Here is a 20,404-nt window from a genome sequence, read left to right on the forward strand (position 1 = left end):
ATAAACTATAGTTCTATTTTTATTATCTATTTAGTTCCCTAACACTGCCTCTTCTTCGAATGCTTGCGAAAATTGAGCCAGATATATTGTGCCAGATACTAAATATTGCTCCTGGCAATGTCGCTAATGGATTTAATGAAAAATTAACTGCTGCCAATGAAACCGCCAGTCCACTATTCTGCATAGCAACCTCTATAGCAACAGCGGTTACTTTTGAATACTCCATTTTCATCAACTTAGCTACGATTAATCCTAAAATCAATCCTCCTAGATTGTGGAGCGCTACTACAACCAGCACAAGTATACCACAGCCTAAGATTTTTGTTGTATTTTGTGCCACTATACCTGAAATAATCATGACGATGGCAACAACCGAAATTAAAGGGAGCAAGTTGCTAACTCTTTTAACATGATAAGCAAAAAACTTATTGAGTACAATTCCAAGCATTACAGGTATCAAAATAATTTTTACTACAGATAATAACATGGCCCAAAACGATACTTCTATCCATGCCCCCCCTAGAACTACAACTAATAAAGGTGTCATTAAAGGTGCAACTAAGGTCGAGGCAGTGGTCATCGCAACCGATAGAGCCACATCTCCTCTGGCTATGTAAGTAATAACATTACTGGCAGTGCCACCTGGACAGCAGCCTACCAGAATAACACCTATGGCTAAATCTGGTTCTAAGTTAAATACCACTGCCAAAGCCCAAGCACTTAACGGCATAATCGTATATTGGGCAATACAGCCTATTAGTATATTTTTTTTATGAGAAAAGACAGATTTAAAATCCACCCATTTAATTGTTAACCCCATACCAAACATAGCGGTTCCTAAAAGCCATGGTGTGTAGCTTGTCGCCCAGGCAAACCCTGTAGGATAGATAAAAGCCAATATTGAAAATATGATAATCACAACCCCTATATACCGGGATACAAAGGAGCTGACTCTAGCTATTGCGTTCATCTTTCTATTCCTCACCATATATAAAATTATCTATTAATCTGGTTTTACCAATATATACTGCCATAGCAACCACTACAGGCTTCTCAACATGATCTACCGGCTGCATAGTTAAAACATCTACCATAGATATATAATCAATTTTGGCTAAAGACTCTTTTTCTATTATTTCACGCATCTGCTCAAGAACCATTTCACTATCACAGCCCATAAAGATGATTTCCTGACCCTTCTTAACCGCCTTTGAAAGGCAAAGAGCCGCCTTGCGTTCTGTCTCATTTAAGTAGGTATTTCTTGAGGATTTAGCCAGTCCATCTTCTTCGCGGATAATCGGGCACCCTACTATCCTAATATGAAAGTTCAAGTCCTTTACCATCTTTTTAATGATGGCAAGCTGCTGTGCGTCTTTTTGTCCAAAGTACGCATTATCTGGTGTTATAATGTTAAAAAGCTTAGAAACTACTGTGCAGACTCCTTTAAAATGTGTCGGCCTTGTTTTGCCGCATAAGTTATCAGAAAGTGTTGTAATGTTTACAACAGTGCATGGGTTCTGGTACATTTCCTCTGCTTCTGGATGAAAAATCAAATCTGCTCCCATTTTCTCACAAAGTGCGGTATCCCGGTTAAAATCCCTAGGGTATGCCTCTAAATCCTCATTTTCTCCAAACTGAGTTGGATTAATGAAAACGGATACTACTACTTTATCATTTTCCTCACGGCACTTTTTTATAAGGCTTGCATGCCCCTCATGTAAAAATCCCATGGTCGGAACAAACCCAATGGTTAACCCTTCCTTCCTCCACTGACGGATAATGTCTCTGGTTTCTAAAACTGTTACTGTAACTTTCATTTTTCTACCTCTCTTCATAAATAAACTTGAAGATAGTTCTCTTAATTGATTCTAAGCAATCCAAACACAATAAAAAAAGCACTTTCCACGGCATAAAAAGTCTCGGAAAGTGCATACTGTACTTTTATCATTTGTGAAATCCGAGTCTTATTTAATCATTAATATAAGCTCATTCTCTAATAAAATTTAGTTTAAGTCTGTAAAATCAACAAGAGTATAGTTTCTTAACAAATACTATCTCTGTTTTGCATTATAGCATATAAACTACGTTCAGTAAAAAGTTTTTTATTGTATTATTTGTGTAACAGTATATCCAGCCTCTTCTACAGCGGCTTTTAACTCATCTGTAGATATTGTAGCTGGGATTTCAACTTTAGCTTCTTTATTGTCAAGATTCACCTCTACAGTTGCCCCTTTAAAGGATTCTATTGCTTCTCTTACATGTTTTACACAGTTATCACACATCATCCCATCAATTTTTAAAGTTACCATTTTATTCTCCTCCTGATTCTTTATTTGATTATTTTTATTTTCAACCATTATCTGGTCTTTATATAAGTTATTATCCCCAGCCTTGTCGGCTTTAAACATCTTTAATCGAAGCGCATTTGATACCACAAATACGCTGCTTAAACTCATTGCCGCTGCTCCAAACATTGGGCTTAATCTCCACCCAAGGACGGAATAAAAAACACCCGCTGCCAATGGAATTCCTAAGCAATTATAAAAAAATGCCCAAAATAAATTTTGTTTTATATTTCTAATGACAGCCTTACTTAATTTTATAGCAGTAACAACATCCAGTAAATCGTTCTTCATAAGTACGATATCCGCACTCTCAACGGCCACATCTGTTCCAGCCCCAATGGCTATGCCAACATCTGCTCTTACCAAAGCGGGGGCATCATTCACACCATCCCCAACCATAGCAACCTTTTTACCCTCCTTCTGTAGATCCGATATAACCCTTTCTTTATCCTGAGGCAGAACCTCTGAAATAATATGATTTAACTGCAGATTTCCTCCAATGCCTTCTGCCGTTCTTTTATTATCACCAGTCAGCATAGTAACTTCTATATTCATTTTTCTTAAGGCTTCAATTGCCCTCCTGCTTGAAGGTTTGATAACATCTGCAACGGCGATAATTCCAATCAAATCATTTTGTGCCGCAAACATCATAGGCGTTTTCCCCTCTGAAGCCAGCCTGTTAATTTTATCTTCATAAGCTGCTATAGAGATTCCATTCTCCTCCATCATTCTCTGATTGCCTGCTAGGTATAATTTATCGTCAATACTTGCTTTCAGCCCTCTTCCAGATACTGATTGAAATTCCTTTACTTGCTTTATAATGATGTTTTCTTTATTTACATATTCCAATATAGCTTCCGCCAAAGGATGTTCACTTCCTGCCTCCAAGCCTCCTGCAATTTCAAGCAGCCTGTCTTTAGGTACATTTATAGGTATTACATCTGTAACTACCGGTCTTCCTTCTGTAATAGTTCCCGTCTTATCTAACACAACACAATCTATGCTATGAGCCAGTTCTAAGGCTTCCCCTGATTTTATTAAGATACCGTTTTCTGCACCCTTGCCAGTGCCTACCATAATTGCTACCGGTGTTGCAAGCCCTAATGCACAAGGGCATGATATAACTAACACACTGATAGCTGACGATAATGCGAACTCAAAATCTGCCCCAATTAAGAGCCATGCAATAGCAGTAATTAACGCAATCCCTATAACAACAGGAACAAATATCCCTGCTATTTTATCTGCTAACTTTGCAATAGGTGCTTTTGTGGCACTGGCCTCTTCAACCAGCTTTATGATTTGTGAAAAAGTAGTATCAGCTCCTACCCTTACAGCTTTTACTTTTATAAATCCAGATTTATTTGTAGTTGCTGCAATTACATTCATACCAACTTCTTTATGCACAGGTATACTTTCTCCTGTAATTGCTGCTTCATCTATGCTCGTACTTCCTTCTATAATGATTCCATCTATAGAAACGCTGCTTCCAGGCTTTACAAGCACAATATCCCCAACTGCCACTTCTTCAATTGGCACTTGTACCTGCTGTCCATTTCTTTCGACTAATGCAGTTTTAGGTGCCAGATTCATTAGCTTAGTAAGTGCTTCACTGGTTTTTCCTTTGGATTTGGCCTCTAAAAATTTCCCCACAGTAATAAGTGTAAGAATCATTGCTGCCGATTCAAAATACAGATCCATGTGATATTTAGCCACAAGTTCCATATTAGCTGATCCCAAGCCGAAGCTCATTCTATATATAGCAAATATGCCATATATCAGAGCTGCAGAAGAACCAATGGCAATCAGACTGTCCATATTCGGAGCACCATGAGCCAGCGTGCTAAAACCTTTAATAAAATAATTGCGATTTACGTATATGATTGGCAAACAGAGCAAAAATTGTGTGAATGCAAAGGATACTGCGTTCTCGTGCCCACTTAAAGCCTCTGGTAATTCTAGTCCCAGCATATGTCCCATAGAAATATACATCAGCGGAATTAAAAATCCAAAGGAAATAAGAAGACGTTTCTTCATATCAAGCGTTTGTTCTTCTGCTGGATTTTTATTAAAACTGCCATGCTGTCCTTGACTTTGTCCTTTAACTGTTCCTTGGTTTGTTGCTTCTGCCAATTCTGCACCATATCCAGCATGTTCAACTGAGGCAATAATCTTTTCCTCCGATAATGTATTTTCTTCATAATCTACCGACATGCTGTTTGTTAATAAATTTACACTTACACCTAAAACTCCATCCAGTTTAGCCACACTTTTTTCAACTCGTGACGAACAAGCTGAGCATGTCATTCCTGTGATGTTAAACTTTTGTTTCAATGTCAAACACCTCCTGTCTATTTTACGATTTTGCTCAACATTACTATTAGTTCATCAATTTTTTCTTCTCTTTCTTCTGCTGTGGCAGCATTATTTACACAGTTCTTTAAATGTGCAGATAAAACTTCCCTGTTTGTAGTATTTAAAATAGCTGCAGTTGCCATAAGCTGTTGTGATATATCTATACAGTATCTGTCATCTTCTACCATTTTTATAATGCCATCTATTTGCCCTCTAGCAGTCTTAAGTAGTTTTAAAACTTTTTTTTCATTTGCTTTCATAAAAGTCTCCCTAATTTATAATTAATACTCTAACCGATTTTAATCATTTCATCCACACCCCCCAGGGGTGTAGTAACAATTTACTGCAAAAAAATATAAAAGTCAAGCTTTTTTATTTTATTTACTAGAAAATCAATGAATATTTCTTATATATAAAAGGCTGTCTCAATATGAGACAGCCTTCTACTACAAATTGTCTACACTCTATATAAGAGTGAGGGAATCTTTCTTCCATCTATTGAAATACCTTATCTCCATCTTTCAGGCATAGTCAGATATTCTGGCAGCTTTGTATTGTCATTACCCATTGCCGTATTAATCTGCATTTGGGTTAGAAAAAGACTTTTACTTAAGTCAGTATTTCTAAAATTAGTATCTCTCATGTCAGCTCCTAAAAAGTTGGTTTTGTTTAAACTGCAGCCCTCAAAATCTGCTGCGATGAGCAAAGTCATGCTAAAATCTTTACCGTCTAAATTCTGTTTCTTAAAACTTTTCCCCATGCAATCGATACTATGATTATTATCTGCAATTTCACTATGTACCGCTTTACACGTTTCCTTAAGAATATGATTAACTCGATCTCTGTATTGTTCCAAATCTAATTTAATGATTTCTTCTGGTCCCATCTGTGTCATCTTACCATTTTCTTCAATTAAATTATGTATATCAATCTTTATAGTATTATCTATAAGAATCGTTTTCGCCTGAATTAAATACCATAGCATTTGATGAAGCTGATATACAATTAAAAACACCTGAAACATCTGATCTGCAGCCTCAGGATTCTTTTTCCAATCAAGTCCTCTGTAAATTTCCTGTGTCACCTTCTGACCAGCGCCAAAACAATCATACGCCATACAGCCCTTTAATTTATAGTCCACAAGATCATTATGAATGCTGCATTTAAAATCATCTTTTAGATTTCCACAAGGCTTTCCTGCCGCCTTATCTTCTGGAAAGCCATCCATTTTTGTATAGTATAAAGCAGTACAGCATATTCCACAGCATTCTTCACAATTTATTGATAATGTTATTAATAATTCATTATATAGGTCGTTTTTCTCTGAATCTGAATTCTTCATTCTAGTTCTCCTCATCTGTTCTTTTTTTAATATACTCTATATATTCATTACCCCAAACCTCTAGGCTTTCTAAAACCATCTTAAATTTGTGTCCTACTTCACTCACTGAGTACTCCACTTTTGGCGGGATCTGAGGATATTCCTTCCGAATAACCAAGCCATCTGCTTCTAATGCTTTCAATTGTTTTGAAAGAGTTGCCTGTGTCAGATTCGGTAACCTCCGTTGCAATTCATTAAATCTTACAGGACCTTCACTTAGATGATACATAATAAGCAAAGACCATTTTCCCGTTAAAACCTTCTGTGATGTTACAAAAGGACATATGCCAAACAATTCTTTTTTATCTTCCATAACCTTATCCTCTCATAAGTATAGTATCCCTTTTGATACCTAGTATATAAATTAATCGTACTTGTTAGTTTTATTATAATATATATAATTAAATCATAAATATTGTATTACGTAAATATGAAAGGAACAATAATATGGAAAAAGTATTAAAGTATTTGAAAGAAAACCCATTTTATATTGCAACATGTGACGGTGACCAGCCTCGCGTACGTCCCTTTGGGGCAGTAGCAAAATTCGAAGATAAACTTTATATTGTCACTAGCAATCAGAAAAATTGCTATAAACAAATGATTACAAATCCTAAGATTGAAATAAGTACTATGAGTAAGGATGGTACATGGATTCGTATAGAAGGTAAGGCTATTCATGATGACCGCAGAGAGGCACGTGTTCAGATGCTGAATGAAAATGAAGTCATACGCGATATGTACTCAGTAGATGATAACCTTATGGAAGTTTTATATCTTCAGGACGCAACTGCAACTATTTATTCTTTTACTAGTGCTCCTGAAGTAATTAAATTCTAATTAAGATTAACCCAAAATATAGACCCAATATAAAAAGCAGGTAGCTAAAAACATCAGGTAATAAATCTAATCAATAGCTATCTGCTTTTATTTATTTCTATCATGTCCAACTTTGAAGTTCTAAAATGTTGCCTTCAATATTCTAATTACCTCCACTAGCATTTCTATAAATTCTTGCTAAATCACTTAACTGTTCTTTTTTTATATCTCCCATCAGGCATATCTGAATCCAATTCTTTTGTAATAAATAGTTGCTCTCATAACTGACTAAGTACCCTTTTCTTCTCAGATAATCTCCGATTTTTTGTGAGTCATAGTTCTGTTCAATGGGTATGGTTAAAACTGCAGGATTAATGTCTTCCTGTGCATTAAACATGGGAACACCTAAAATCACTAAACTTTGCTTCAAGAAAAAAAACAACTTTTTTATACGATTAGACTTTTCATCTATATTTAAATTTTTCAGAGCAGTATGTAATGCATAAACTAAATTTGAAGATATAGTATATGGAATGCCTTTACTATGACTATATTGATACAAATTTAAATACCTGGGCAATTTAATGTCACCCTCTGCAATAGTATGATTGTAAAACACCATAGACAGTCCGCAAAAGGATGCTAACCCCTTTCCACTTACACAAGATGCTAAATATATCTTACTTAAATCTACCGGGATATTGCCAACGGCACTGATAGCATCTAAACATATTTTTATATCATTTTCATTGGCAATAGGAAGAAGCTTTTTAAAATCATTAATCATTCCTGTAGAAGTTTCAGAGTAAACCATATAAATCCAACCTATTCCTTCTTTTTTTAGAATACTTTTTATATGTTCCCAGTTAAAGGCTTCCCCCCAAGGAACTCCATAAGAAATAAAATCTAAAGCATTACAATTCCCATGATCCATTAATCGATTGCCAAATTCCCCATTACTTAATACTAACCCTTTTCTATTTAGTTTTGCTATTTCTAAGCATATCACATCATTTGCCAGTGTCCCTGAGCCAGTGAAAATCTCAACATTTTTTGCATTCACTAAGGAACAAAGCATTCTTTTGGTATCTTCAAAGACACTTTTAAAAGTTTCACTCCTATGGGACAATGGTATACTGGAAAAAGCTTCTTTCACCTCTGCGCTTATTTCTACAGGCCCTGGTAACAAACTAACCTGAGTTTTTCCTTCTAGAAGGGCCTGTAATTTAAAACTGTCCCTTGTAATGTACATTGGCTGAAATCTTGCAGTATCATTTCCAACCTCGTCTCCAAAAGGCATAAAGCCAATATGCTTGTATAATTTTTGCTGATTCAGAATTCCTGAAATTACTAATACGTCGTATTCCTTTAAAGTAATATATTGAAATGCATTTTTTATAAGTCCATACATCACCCTGGTTTTTCTAAATTCTTTTCTTACAGAAAGTAATCTAACCTCACAGATTCCTCTATGAATAGGAATATATCCATCTAAGTTTTCCATTTTCTCATCCAATGAAAAGGGTCTCTTATCTCTTAAAGCCAGCATCCCAATAATTTCTTTGTTTTTTAAGGCTATAATATATGTATTTTCCTTATCAAATCTATCTACTAATGTTTTACTCTGATTTCTATGGTGCTGTGGAATCTCTTCCACAAATGTTTCATAATTAAGCTTATATATTAATTCAAATTCCCAACTCTCCCTAGCTTGTCTAATCTCTATTCCCTCTTTTAGTAAAATATGAATCCCCCCTATTTACTTCAATTATCAACTTATTATGCAAGCTGAATATTCTATATTATACCATATAAAATAAAAGAAGGCATTATCTGCCTTCTGATTGGATTTATAATATCTCGTTCAATTTCTCTATCATTTTTTCAACGTCGACTTCGTGAACCGCTGCTGCTTCTTCCAATGTTTCAGACTGTGCAGAAGGACACCCAACACAACCCATGCCAAATTGCATTAAAATTTCAGCTGCTTCCTGATGATTCCTTACCACTTCTCCAATGGTCATTTCTTTTGTAATTGCCATAACTGTAACCTCCATTATTTTGTTTACGTTTTATAATAAGACACTGATTAGTAATTTTTTAGTAAACCATTTTTATCTGTCTACTAATTCTATATTCTCTGTATTTTTAACCAAATCATGCGCTCAAAAATATAACCATTACTTTATACCATAATAAAACGCCGTTCTGTTTGCATGCAGTACGGCGCTTCATCCTTTTTTATTTCATTTAAAAAATTTTTATAAATTCTAATATATTACTTTTTAAGGTCTTGAAAAAATCACAATATCATAACCATCATTTGAACTGTCTGTCTCATATAGCTGTATAATATCACCTATTTTAAAATCTCCACTATATACTCTATATTCATCATTATCATCTACTCGATATGATAATGCTTTGCTGGATAAATTATAAGTTTTTCCAGCAATTGTAACCTCGTTTCTCTTGTCCGCGTTATCAACTTTTCCCTGTTCTATACTTGAATCCACTTTTTCAGCAGACACGATAATGCCTTTTGAATCTAGGCTAACTTTAAACAATGCTGAATTGCTAAATCCCTCTTTACTATATTTAGGTTCATTCCAATCTTTAATTATATTTTGCTCACTAGTTAATGTATCAATTGTCCTTCCATCCTTATAACCAACTATGTGTTGTACCTTATTACCATCGTCGTTAGCAGCCTTATTGCATTGATTTATTACTGAATATCCTGTAGAAGCCGTCTTTGCCTTTTCCTTTGTGCTGCTATCATTAGTATTAGTATTGCTGGTTTCCTTACTTACTGCAGCACTCGTAGTCTTGTTTTCTACAGGTTTGTCTTGTGCCTTTGCAGCATTTGAATTTGACGCAACTTGTACTGTTTTACTTGCATTATCATAAGTAATACCGATTCCCAATAGTTCACTTATTTTTCTAATCGGAATATAAGTTGTCCCCTTATAACTGATACTAAACGGAACTGTACTCCCATCTGTTAATTGATAGTTTTCCCCTTGCTTAACAGCACTGTTACCATCTACAGTTATATTAACTGCATTAAACTGTGCCTGTATGTTATCAGCTAGCGCTGTGGTTGGAACAACCAACAAACAAGCAAAAATAAACCCTAAAATAAATCCCTTGAACTGTTTCCCCATTTTAAAATTTCCTTTCTTTCTCAAATAAAAATATTAAATATTGTTATATATTTCTAATTGTATTCCTATTTGGGAGCATATTCAATTTATTTTAGATAAAAGTTATAATTCTTTCACACATTTTTTGCAGATTTTCTTACCTTGAAAATCTTCCAGTTCTTCCATGCTCCCGCAAATCACACAGGATGGATTGTACTTTTTAAGAATAATATATTGTGAATCTACATAAATCTCAAGGGGTGCTTTAACTTCTATATCTAAGGTACGTCTTAGTTCCATTGGTAATACAATTCTTCCTAACTCATCTATGTTTCTTACTATTCCAGTTGCTTTCATATTAATTTGCCTTCTTTCTATTTATTTTTCATAATTTTACCATCTCTATTTTAGAATATATACATGTAAATATTGGTAAAAAAATATATAGGGTTTTGTTTTTTTAACAAAATAAACAGTCCATTATAATTTTATTTTGCATTTTCTCACTAACACTGTACATATCTACTTATATCTTTGAATATATATTATTAAAGATAATTATACCCATTTTCTAAATCCATAAAATTGTAAGATCAGAAAATACTTTTATTTTTAAGTATTCCTTAAAGAATTTCTTTACAGTTTGCATGTCATTTAACTGCATTTCTTTTAGCAATAAGGTCTGCTGTCCGACTTGGGATTACCACTTGGTGGCTGGTCACTTTCCTTCTGGGAGGTGATGTTATGGTTACATATGAAGGCCTTTTCACCTATTCTCTTGTAATTATTGGAATTGTTTCAACTTGCATTACAATAATGCACAAAAAATAACACAACCACCTAAACTGTCAATTTAGATGGTTGGCTAATTAAACAACTACTTTGGACTAACCACCGTTACGAAAAGTGATAATCCCTTTTTGATGTTACTCTATAATTTTATTACACAATCTTATTTTTATTCGGCTTTCTTTTTATTCGCAGTAATTTTTCCATATCTTCAAATAAAACAATGTCTATCAATTCAAACATAATCCATTTTCCATCATGATATGTAGTAGCATCATCATATATCATTTGAACGGTTTCAGAATACCTCTCTCTTTCTGCCTCAAACTTTTCTCTTTCTGCCTTGCCAAATATAACCATAAACCCAAAGCAATTATCTTTAGCATACAATGCACATAGTGTTTTCCCTCCTCTGCGGTATTTGTATTCATATTTCCATGCTTTACCGCCATTATTCCAGATACGTTCCATCTCATAGCTGTTTTCTATCATTTTACACATTTCTTCCCAAACATGAAATTTCTGCTTTCCAACTAACTCGCTCATCTCTTCTCTTGTAGGTATTTTATCTAACATGTCCTTCCACCTTCTCCTATAGATATAATTTAGATAGTTCGCACTAAACTTTGAATATATCATAGCATATTTTGTACCTGTAATGTTTTTAACTTCTGTAACAACTCTACGGAGCGTTTATTGTATTCTTAATCCTCATCCATTATTATTTTTTATATGGAGATAAAGGTGGCATCGCTACTGTTTCGACAGCATTAAAAATCATGTCTGAAGGAGGTGTATTTTATGGATAAGCTCTCAAAGAAACAATTAAAAGAACAATACAAAAACAGGACAGTTGTTGGTGGAGTATATTGCATTAAATGCAATAGTAATGGCCGTCAGTGGATTAAATCAACAATGGACATGACAGGGCAGAAAAACAGGTTTGATTTTTCTGTATCCATAAATTCTTGTCTTGAACCCAGTATGCGTTTGGAATGGGAACAATATGGGTCAGAATCGTTTTCCTTTGCAATACTTGAAGAGATCAAAAAAGGGGAAACACAAACGGAACGTGAATTTGCAGAGGATGTTGATGCCTTACTTGAAATGTGGGCTGAAAAACAACTGCAGGAAGATTAGAAATGAGGTAACCAAAATGGAGCAAGAACTTAATATAAATAGATTTCTTGATGACACAGGAAAAATAGCATTATTACCCCAAAAACACAAAATGCGCTATTTAGTACTCGCATATTTAGCAGATAAATTTGAGCCAGATTGTAATTATACAGAACAAGAGGTTAATGAAATCTGCGACAAGTGGCATAACTTTGGGGATTACTTTATATTGCGGCGTGAGCTTATAGATAATGGCTTGCTCTGCCGCGAGCCAAATGGTTGCCGATATTGGAAAGCAAACCTACTAGAAGCAAAGGAGATTTATGATGAATACTGAATTTCATCCCATTGATTTTGATAACTGGAATAGGAAACAATACTTTTACTATTTCACCAAAATGTTACCAACAGGCTATAGCCTTAGTGTAGAAGTTGATATTACTAACACTTATAACTTAGTTAAAAAATTAAATATGAAATTTTTCCCTGTATACCTGTATTTAGCCTCCAGGCTGATATCAGAGCAACAGGAATTTCGGATTGGAAAAATTGAAGAACAATTGGGATATTATGAGGTATTACATCCCTCATATGCCTGCTTTCATGAAGATGATAAAACCATGTCCAGCATGTGGTCGGTATATGCCCCTGACTTTGAAGATTTTTATAATAATTATCTTGATGATCAGAAACAGTATGCCGAAAATCATGGTATTTTGGCAAAATCTGGGATTCCAGCAAATAGTTTTATGATTGGAATGTTACCTTGGACACAGTTTACAAGCTATTCTCCAATTCCCTTTGTCAGTTCAGACAATTATTTCCCTGTTTTAGAAGCAGGAAAGTTTTTTGAACGGGATGATAAAAAAATGATGCCCTTATCAATTAGTGTTCATCATGCAGTGGCAGATGGCTATCATGTTGGTCTATTCCTGGAAAAATTTCAGAAATATATGCATCATCCTGAAGAGTGGATTAAATAAAAATCCACTCTTCTTTTTTTTATACTTTTCTGAAACATATACTGTGTACATAATACTTTTTATTGTCCCGAAAATTCCATATCCAGGATTTGTTGTAAGTCATATATTTTTCTGCTAATTCGCATAAATGTTTGTACCCATGCCTTGCCCCTGCTACACCGCCAGTTTGTACAAAGAATTCATCTATTTTTTCATATTCATTTTGAGCCATTAACCCATTGATAAAACCCTCGTAAGACAACGTATTATTTCTTTCCGATAGTTCCATAACATCAAAATAGGAAAACAACCAACCATCTTTCTTCACTAAAGAAGCTACTACTTTGTTATAATTTTCAGCTAATATATTGGCAATATTGCCTGCTTCACTCATCATCACATCCCGATATTCATTGTCGATTGCTGCTATTTCTGTATAAGGAACAATTAATTGAGAATGAACTGCACCAGAAATTACTAATGAGTATTCCTGATTATCTAATAACTCTTTAACGTTACTAGCAGCTGAATTTAGTCGTTCCATAACAAATTGCATCACTGTAGCTGGATTTTCTTTCATTTTGATTTTAGCAATCACGTTATCAATAAAGTCCTTATTATAGAATCCGGTAAATTCTATATTTCCTTTCAGTATAATTTTCTCCTTTTCTTCAACGCTTAACTCCTGCCTCTCCAAGGCCTTTTCCATGCTGTTATAATCATAGTCAACTAACGTTAAAGATTGCACATGATCTAACAAAAACTTTAAATCGATATCCTCACAACGACCCGCCCCCAAAACCACTGCATCTTTTATTTTTACAGCAGAAAAGATTCTCTCACTCAAAATACAGTTCATTATATGCCTATGCAGCTCCCATCTTTGCCATCTTTCACGGCAGCCATCGTCGGCGTTGCACCTTTCGTAAATGTCTAATACCATTTAATTTTTTCCTTTCTCATTCCGTTATTTTGCTGCTGCAGACAACCACATAGAATTCATACGATCTTCACACTCCCATTCATGGCATTTTGTGCGGTCCGGTGTAAACCTTATAGTTTCATTCTCATATCTTCTTTAAACTTTTTTCGAGAAGGATTGCCTTCTACTCTCCAGATTTGTTTATTCTTCAAATCATATATAACAGACCAGACAGTATCTGCATTTTTCTTACGGTCATATTGACATATAAATCCATGCTCTCCTGCCAATACAGATTGAGCAAACGGAATTGAATATTCATCTTTATATTTTTTTAGGGCATTGTATACGGTATAATACCGCTCGTCTGAACGCCAATCATCTATATCTGGATTTCGATATTGCTTCATTTGGGCAGAATTGAAGTTGTTGGCTGTTGCAACAAAATTTTCTCCCACCCCTGGGGTGATAACAATAACATTTTCAGGATTACACTCTATAACTGCAATGTCTCCCTCTTTATCTGCAATAGTAATAGTTTGAGCAGATGCTATAGGTAAACACTGCAACTCGGAAATTGCTTCTTGAGTGGTTTTACATTTTTCAAGTAGATATCTTACCAGCATACCAGAATTAAACCCTGGTTTTCTTATTCTAGGATATATAAAAGTAAGACCCACCGCTAGTCCATGTTGGTTTACTCCATCTTCCATCTGAACATAAGCGGTTGTATTGGCATTGAACGAATAACTTCCATCTAAATGATAGATACAGTTCATATACGTTTTTTCAAGGCTTACTAAAAAATCACTGTTTCTGCCAAAAATAATTTCATTATCTGTACTAATGGCGAAACATGTGCATTTGTTATCAAATTCAAAGCAGTACATACAAAATAAAATAGCTTGTAACGTTTCAACAGGTATTTCGTTTCCATCCGCAATTCCCTTAATTTCCTCAAGGATTTCAGGGAAATATTTTTTATACTCTTCTACACATTGACTGGCAAATTCATACTTTTCTTCTGTTAATTTAAACGTTGGACAAAAATCAAGCTTCTTTCCAAACTTTGATAACATCTGCCCCCATTTAAAACCAACTTCGTAATGTGTTCCTTTAAATCTTCCGTGATACATAATTTTACTCTCCTTTAAAATATTGAGAGTTGGCGCCATCTCACATGACAAGCGTAATTGAATAAAAATTTTATGTCAAGGGTTATATTAATTTGTTGTATAGGCAATAAAAAAACCTATAGGAATTTAATCCTATAGGTTTAATTTTTTAAATATTATCTGTAGTTTCTGTTGTTGTTCTGCTGTTTCTTAGCTCTTCTACAGTCTGGACATCTCTGTGGTTCGTTCTCGAATCCCTTTTCTTTATAAAAAGCCTGTTCGCCTTCAGTGAAAATAAATTCTTTACCACAATCTTTACAAATTAAAGTTTTATCTGACATTTTCATTCCTCCATTTTAAATAATTAGACAAAATACTGATTTTTAATCATTTATAAGGAATGTTATAATCAGATTTAATCTTAGTTTATATTGTAAACATTTACAACTATTAAAATATAACATAGTATTCAAATGAATGCAAGCCTTTATTTGAAATTAATTCACTTTTTATCAGAAGCTTAACCTATGTTGTTTACCTAGAATAGGGAGTTAAATAAAAAGAGCACAAAATAGTGCTCTTTTTATTAGTCGAGAAATCAAACTATCAAACTTTAGATACAAATTTTAACCTTTAATTTAAAACTACAATTGTTTTTGGCTGCATAAATATTACACATAAAAAACTGTTATAAATAAAAATCGCCCTCCATATCGCACCTTCCTTTCTGATTTCCGACCTAGTTATATTATGCTCAAGTTTTGATTTTTAATTAATAAATAAATAAGGTAATATTTTCTATAAATTTGCTGCTATTGATTTTTGGAATTATTATCTGTTTGATTAAGTCCAAAAACAGCTCTAGCACTTTCTGCTTGAGGGTCATGTTTTATATGCTTTGAATGAAACTTGCCATCACTGTTCTTTTTATTTTTTGTACTTTTTTGCTTATTTCCAACTCCCATAATAAAGCCTCCTTATTTCTTAATATTGAAATGCTTTTTCTTTTACCGTAATATGAATCACCGCCTAAAGAAAAGTATTACTAATTATTGTACACTCTCTATCTCCTCCAATTTTGCTCCGCACATTGGACAATAATTGGTTTGCAATTTAATCCGCCTTAAGGTGGCTTTTTCCTTTGGTCTGTATACACACAGTATTTCCGTTGTAGGTTGATCCTCAAAACCAACATAAACTTTATCTGAGTTTTTAAATTGCTCTTCTATACAATGACAAGTAAATCTCTTCATTTCCTACCTCCCATAAGTATATAAAATGCTTATGCTAAAAAATATCAATATTGGTTAATCTGGTTGTCGACAACTTGTTTCCCAAGAGTCGCCAACGCTCTAGATGGTAAGTCTCCATAGTCAGCTTCTTGATTATTGTTTACAGTATTAACAAGTTCTTTCCCCCGCTCTACTAGTGGCTTTGTCATCAAATTTCCGATTTCCTTTGATGTCATATTGCCTAAATCTATATTATCATTCATGATCTCACCTCCTTGTTATTATCCTAACCAAATCCGGTGATGGTATTCTTTGATAAACAATATTTTATAATAGGTGGTGTTTAATAAAAAACAAAAAACCTACAGAAATTTAATCCTATAGGTTCATTTTAAAAAATGCTATTTGTAGTTTCTATTGCTGGTGTTCTGATGTTTTTTCGCTTTTCTACAGTCTGGACATCTTTGTGGTTCGTTTTCGAATCCTTTTTCTTTATAAAAAGCCTGTTCACCTTCTGTAAATATAAATTCTTTACCACACTCTTTACAAATTAAAGCTTTATCTGACATTTTATTCCTCCATTTTAAGTTATTATACAAAATACTGATTTCGAATTATATTTTAAATATTCTTAATAATCAGAATATAGCATATGGAGAAAAATTATGCAAGCTTTATTTAGAAAAAAATAAGAAGCATACTGTTCACAACGCACCTTGCCTTACAATCTCTCCTCCCTCTTTGCCTGCGCCGGGTCCCAGTTCAATACTCCAATCGCAACTACCAATAAATTGCTTGTTATGTTCAATGGCTATAACAGTATTTCCATTAGAAATTAATTCTGATACTAATTCTAACAAATGATCTATATCAGAAAAATGTAATCCTGTTGTCGGTTCATCCAGCAAATATAAAACATTATTTTTCTTCCTCGTAATTAGTTCTTTTGCCAATTTTAATCTGGATGATTCTCCCCCTGAAAGAGTCGATGTACTTTGTCCAAGTTTCAAATATCCTAGCCCCACTCTTCGTAGAGACTTCAATTTTAGAATCATATCCTCTGGCTCACACCAAAATGATAGTGAATCCTCGATTGACATGTTTAAAACTTCATCTATGCTTTTGTCATGATAACCAACTTCCAGTATTCTCTTCTGATATCTCTTCCCTTTACAATCCGGACATTGCATATAAGAATCTTCCATATACTTTAATTTGATTTTTCCTTCGCCCTTACAAGTGGTGCACTGTCCAAATTCTCCATTAAAACTAAAATATTTATCGCTCAATTTATTTTCAACAGCCTGTGCTGTAGATGAAAAGGCTATTCTTATCAAATCCATCATGCCAATATAGGTTGCAACAATAGATTTAGAGGTTTTTCCTATGGGCAGCTGATCAACCAAAATAACATCAGAAAAATCCTTTCTACATTTTGTTCCATTATAAATTTCACCTTTCAGCAAAGAAGATTTTCCACTTCCACTTACTCCACAAATACAGGTAAGTGCATTTTTAGGAAATGTAATAGAAATATTCTTTAAATTCCTGTAATTTAGATTTTGCATTTTTATAAAAGGCATTTTCTCTATATCATGCTTTCTATAGAATGGCATTTTTCTATTGATTTCAGGATTCATATATTTATTTATTTGTGTGCCTTTATGATGAATCATTGCTTCAAGTGAGCCTTCTCCTACTAAGAATCCGCCTTGTTTCCCTGCACCAGGTCCAATTTCTATTATATTATCTGCAACTCGAATCATATCCTCATTATGTTCCACTATAATAATTGTATTTCCTTCACTTTTTAGATTTTGAATCACACCCATTACCTTATTATAATCATGAGGATGCAGCCCTTTTGAAGGTTCATCAAAAACATATAAAATGCCCGTCATATGGTTAATGGATGCTCCTAATAGTTTTACTCTTTGCCCTTCTCCTCCAGACAAAGTGTTTGTTTCCTGATTCAGCTGCAAGTAGCCAATTCCTAATCGTACAGCCGATTCAGCAATTTCTTTTAAAGCTCGGATTGCATTTTCAATCTTTTTAATCTCATTCTCGCATAGTATTGTTTGTAGTTCATGACAGAAATCAATTGCTTCACAAAATTTCATCTCTGCTGCCTGTGGATACCTAATCTGGTTAATTGTTGCCATTCTTCCTTCCTTATTTAGTCGTTCTCCCTCACAACTCTTACAGGTAACCTGTGTCATATATTTATCCAGTGATTTTGTCTCAGTATTTTCCTCATATATTCTATTGATGATTTGACAGATTCCTTCTACCGGACGGGTAATCTGACCTTTTCTTCCGTTCTTCTTATTATCATAAGAAAATGTTACTACTTTTTCATCGGATCCATGAAGTACTAGATTTCTATATTCCAAGGATAATTGGTTCCACGGCTTTTCCAAATCTTCCTTCATTTCCTCCGCCAGCCCGACCATTTGACCCTTCATCCAATTTGCATTTGGATTTTCTATAAAAGTTCTTAATTTGCCATAAAAGGAAGAAGCCCCATCTAATAATGATAATTCCGGATGATCTATAATTTTATTTTCATCAATCTCAGTTGTTCGTCCTCTTCCATTGCAAACCGGACATCTACTATCCGGATCTACATAACTGAATATTTGTGGTGTCATTTCAAACATCAATTTACCACATTGATAGCACTTTTGCTTTGTCTGCAATAACAGGAAATCTTTCTGCGGAAGTTTGATGTAAAACCCTCCATTACCCCTATCTAGTGCAATATCTACCTTTTCTTCAAGGGTTCCCTCTCCTATTATCTGCTTTGTAAGGTCATATATCTCAATATTTTTTTGAGTATTTAAAAGGGAGAGAATTGTATCTCTTGTTAATGGTATGATTTCATTTCCACAGTTTGGACAATGACGAGTTGATACACTGGCATAAATCACTCTTAGATAGTCATAAGCGTTGGTATAGGTACCTACTGTAGAAAGTGAATTACCACGAATGGCTTCCTGTGAAATAATAACCGCTGGAATACATCCTACCATACTCTCCACCCTTGGTTTCTGTAACATATTGCGATTATGATTTAAGTATTCCATCCGTCTCCTACATTCAGCGTATATTGTATCATTGACAAGACTTGACTTTCCGCTTCCACTCACCCCAACAACTGCCGTTATCTTTCCATATGGTATTCTTACATTTATTCCCTTTAAATTATTTTCTCTGGCTCCTAGAACAATAATCCCATCCTCTTTTTCATATTCTTTTGCCCTATTATCGGTTATATTAAAATCCTTAATCTTGATTTTACTATTCTTTCTCAATAACTCCTCTAATCCGCTATCTTTGCATTCTATTTTCCCCAGATTCTTATTCTCATCTATATCATCTAACCATTTCGGCCAATGACGGAGCCACTCTGGTACTTCACATTGTGTAATACAGTCTTCTTCGGATGAATATGCACTAATGCCAAGACAAGGAGTTTTGTCAAAGCTCTCTATTCCACTTATGTAGATTCTTTTTTTCGCCCGATCCACCTTCTGTACTCGTGCTACAGTCATAGCGATCGGGTTAGGTCTCACCGGAGATCTTGTTGCAAATATTCCTGTCCTTGGTGCATTTTCATATGGGGGATTGCACTCCGTTGCTTGGCGATATCTATCAAAGTCAAACTTATGAAACCACCAATATATTTTTATGTACTTACTTGTAATACTTACCGCATTATTAGATTGTATATAAATATCGCCATTAATATTGCGAATCATTCCAATGGAATCCACTTCAAAATTAGCGTCCAATTGGTTTTTAGTTAATTCTATGTTATCCTCTAAAACCCTTGGCGATGGCATAACTTCTTTTACAGAATCTTCACATGGGAAATAAGGCTTTAAATCAATCAAATCTAATTCCTCCGCCACATTTACACTATCCTCTGTTAAAATGAGTCCCTTTTGAAGATAAACCTTTTGGATTCTAACGATTTTCTTATACATACACCATTTTTCATTCTGATAATAAGTATAAAAAACATGTACATGGCTAAATTGATCTAAATACTTTAATGCTTTTTGAAATTTCTTATCTACATAAATTACAGTACTTTGTTTCTCAGATTTTATCTTGCCAATTACCTTCAATTGATACATTTTTACCCACTCCTTATTCTGCTTCATTTATACCATCATAAACCATTACATCGTGTGAGAGTCAATAAAAAATGAGC

23 protein-coding genes are annotated in these 20,404 nt (G+C 34.2%); 4 read left to right on the forward strand and 19 right to left on the reverse strand.

Annotated elements, in window-relative coordinates; translation table 11 throughout:
* Window positions 1–22: 22 nt before the first annotated feature.
* From RTW14_RS04870 to RTW14_RS04895, 6 genes are all read right to left on the reverse strand, one after another.
* Window positions 23–970, reverse strand: a complete 948-nt coding sequence (locus RTW14_RS04870; RefSeq protein ID WP_312648571.1) for a bile acid:sodium symporter family protein — start codon at window positions 968–970, stop codon at window positions 23–25.
* Between the two features lie 4 nt (window positions 971–974).
* A complete protein-coding gene (panC, locus tag RTW14_RS04875) occupies window positions 975–1,817 on the reverse strand; it encodes a pantoate--beta-alanine ligase (RefSeq protein ID WP_312648572.1) in 843 nt (280 codons plus the stop codon).
* 285 nt (window positions 1,818–2,102) lie between these two features.
* Complete coding sequence (locus RTW14_RS04880; RefSeq protein ID WP_312648573.1) at window positions 2,103–4,679, reverse strand: heavy metal translocating P-type ATPase; 2,577 nt, start codon at window positions 4,677–4,679, stop codon at window positions 2,103–2,105.
* 17 nt (window positions 4,680–4,696) lie between these two features.
* The gene (locus RTW14_RS04885; RefSeq protein ID WP_312648574.1) at window positions 4,697–4,960 is read right to left on the reverse strand and encodes a metal-sensing transcriptional repressor; all 264 of its coding nucleotides are present in this window, start codon (window positions 4,958–4,960) and stop codon (window positions 4,697–4,699) included.
* A 248-nt stretch (window positions 4,961–5,208) separates the two neighbouring features.
* Window positions 5,209–6,042, reverse strand: coding sequence for a pentapeptide repeat-containing protein (locus RTW14_RS04890; protein WP_312648575.1), 834 nt, complete (start codon window positions 6,040–6,042; stop codon window positions 5,209–5,211).
* A gap of 1 nt (window position 6,043) precedes the next feature.
* The gene (locus tag RTW14_RS04895) at window positions 6,044–6,394 is read right to left on the reverse strand and encodes a winged helix-turn-helix transcriptional regulator (protein WP_312648576.1); all 351 of its coding nucleotides are present in this window, start codon (window positions 6,392–6,394) and stop codon (window positions 6,044–6,046) included.
* Between the two features lie 134 nt (window positions 6,395–6,528).
* On the opposite strand from RTW14_RS04895, the gene RTW14_RS04900 reads away from it, so the two are divergent.
* Window positions 6,529–6,921 carry a pyridoxamine 5'-phosphate oxidase family protein gene (locus tag RTW14_RS04900; RefSeq protein ID WP_312648577.1) on the forward strand — a complete coding sequence of 131 codons (393 nt, stop codon included), beginning with the start codon at window positions 6,529–6,531 and terminating at the stop codon, window positions 6,919–6,921.
* Window positions 6,922–7,063: 142 nt separating this feature from the next.
* Here the strand turns inward: RTW14_RS04900 and RTW14_RS04905 are convergent, their stop codons facing one another.
* From RTW14_RS04905 to RTW14_RS04925, 5 genes are all read right to left on the reverse strand, one after another.
* On the reverse strand, window positions 7,064–8,659 hold the full coding sequence (locus RTW14_RS04905) for a GNAT family N-acetyltransferase (RefSeq protein ID WP_312648772.1): 1,596 nt from the start codon (window positions 8,657–8,659) through the stop codon (window positions 7,064–7,066).
* A gap of 91 nt (window positions 8,660–8,750) precedes the next feature.
* The gene (locus RTW14_RS04910) at window positions 8,751–8,942 is read right to left on the reverse strand and encodes a DUF1858 domain-containing protein (RefSeq protein ID WP_312648578.1); all 192 of its coding nucleotides are present in this window, start codon (window positions 8,940–8,942) and stop codon (window positions 8,751–8,753) included.
* Between the two features lie 243 nt (window positions 8,943–9,185).
* Window positions 9,186–10,067, reverse strand: a complete 882-nt coding sequence (locus RTW14_RS04915; RefSeq protein ID WP_312648579.1) for a stalk domain-containing protein — start codon at window positions 10,065–10,067, stop codon at window positions 9,186–9,188.
* A 102-nt stretch (window positions 10,068–10,169) separates the two neighbouring features.
* Window positions 10,170–10,403 (reverse strand): AbrB/MazE/SpoVT family DNA-binding domain-containing protein, encoded by a 234-nt coding sequence (locus RTW14_RS04920; protein WP_312648580.1) that lies wholly within the window; start codon window positions 10,401–10,403, stop codon window positions 10,170–10,172.
* A gap of 585 nt (window positions 10,404–10,988) precedes the next feature.
* Window positions 10,989–11,411, reverse strand: a complete 423-nt coding sequence (locus RTW14_RS04925; protein WP_312648581.1) for a DUF3788 domain-containing protein — start codon at window positions 11,409–11,411, stop codon at window positions 10,989–10,991.
* Between the two features lie 225 nt (window positions 11,412–11,636).
* Between RTW14_RS04925 and RTW14_RS04930 the strand changes: the two genes are divergently transcribed.
* From RTW14_RS04930 to RTW14_RS04940, 3 genes are read left to right on the forward strand one after another with little or no spacing between them, the layout of a single operon-like run.
* On the forward strand, window positions 11,637–11,975 hold the full coding sequence (locus tag RTW14_RS04930) for a GIY-YIG nuclease family protein (protein WP_312648582.1): 339 nt from the start codon (window positions 11,637–11,639) through the stop codon (window positions 11,973–11,975).
* A 16-nt stretch (window positions 11,976–11,991) separates the two neighbouring features.
* Window positions 11,992–12,291, forward strand: coding sequence for a DUF2087 domain-containing protein (locus RTW14_RS04935; protein WP_312648583.1), 300 nt, complete (start codon window positions 11,992–11,994; stop codon window positions 12,289–12,291).
* Window positions 12,281–12,937, forward strand: coding sequence for a chloramphenicol acetyltransferase (locus tag RTW14_RS04940; protein WP_312648584.1), 657 nt, complete (start codon window positions 12,281–12,283; stop codon window positions 12,935–12,937). Before RTW14_RS04935 ends, RTW14_RS04940 begins: the two co-directional genes overlap by 11 nt.
* Before the next feature lie 19 nt (window positions 12,938–12,956).
* Here the strand turns inward: RTW14_RS04940 and RTW14_RS04945 are convergent, their stop codons facing one another.
* The 8 genes from RTW14_RS04945 to RTW14_RS04980 form a co-directional block, all read right to left on the reverse strand.
* Window positions 12,957–13,859 (reverse strand): hypothetical protein, encoded by a 903-nt coding sequence (locus RTW14_RS04945; protein ID WP_312648585.1) that lies wholly within the window; start codon window positions 13,857–13,859, stop codon window positions 12,957–12,959.
* Window positions 13,860–13,969: 110 nt separating this feature from the next.
* Window positions 13,970–14,974, reverse strand: coding sequence for a C45 family peptidase (locus RTW14_RS04950; RefSeq protein WP_312648586.1), 1,005 nt, complete (start codon window positions 14,972–14,974; stop codon window positions 13,970–13,972).
* A gap of 155 nt (window positions 14,975–15,129) precedes the next feature.
* Window positions 15,130–15,294, reverse strand: a complete 165-nt coding sequence (locus RTW14_RS04955; protein WP_312648587.1) for a zinc-ribbon domain-containing protein — start codon at window positions 15,292–15,294, stop codon at window positions 15,130–15,132.
* 471 nt (window positions 15,295–15,765) lie between these two features.
* A complete protein-coding gene (locus tag RTW14_RS04960) occupies window positions 15,766–15,918 on the reverse strand; it encodes a CPC_1213 family protein (RefSeq protein WP_312648588.1) in 153 nt (50 codons plus the stop codon).
* A gap of 84 nt (window positions 15,919–16,002) precedes the next feature.
* Window positions 16,003–16,206 (reverse strand): hypothetical protein, encoded by a 204-nt coding sequence (locus tag RTW14_RS04965; protein WP_312648589.1) that lies wholly within the window; start codon window positions 16,204–16,206, stop codon window positions 16,003–16,005.
* 44 nt (window positions 16,207–16,250) lie between these two features.
* Window positions 16,251–16,448 (reverse strand): hypothetical protein, encoded by a 198-nt coding sequence (locus tag RTW14_RS04970; protein WP_312648590.1) that lies wholly within the window; start codon window positions 16,446–16,448, stop codon window positions 16,251–16,253.
* 138 nt (window positions 16,449–16,586) lie between these two features.
* A complete protein-coding gene (locus RTW14_RS04975; RefSeq protein ID WP_312648591.1) occupies window positions 16,587–16,754 on the reverse strand; it encodes a zinc-ribbon domain-containing protein in 168 nt (55 codons plus the stop codon).
* Window positions 16,755–16,889: 135 nt separating this feature from the next.
* Window positions 16,890–20,327, reverse strand: a complete 3,438-nt coding sequence (locus tag RTW14_RS04980; protein ID WP_312648592.1) for a TrmO family methyltransferase domain-containing protein — start codon at window positions 20,325–20,327, stop codon at window positions 16,890–16,892.
* Window positions 20,328–20,404: the final 77 nt, after the last annotated feature.

It is taken from the genome of Aminipila sp., assembly GCF_032051575.1.
In the GTDB taxonomy this organism is placed as follows: domain Bacteria; phylum Bacillota; class Clostridia; order Peptostreptococcales; family Anaerovoracaceae; genus Aminipila.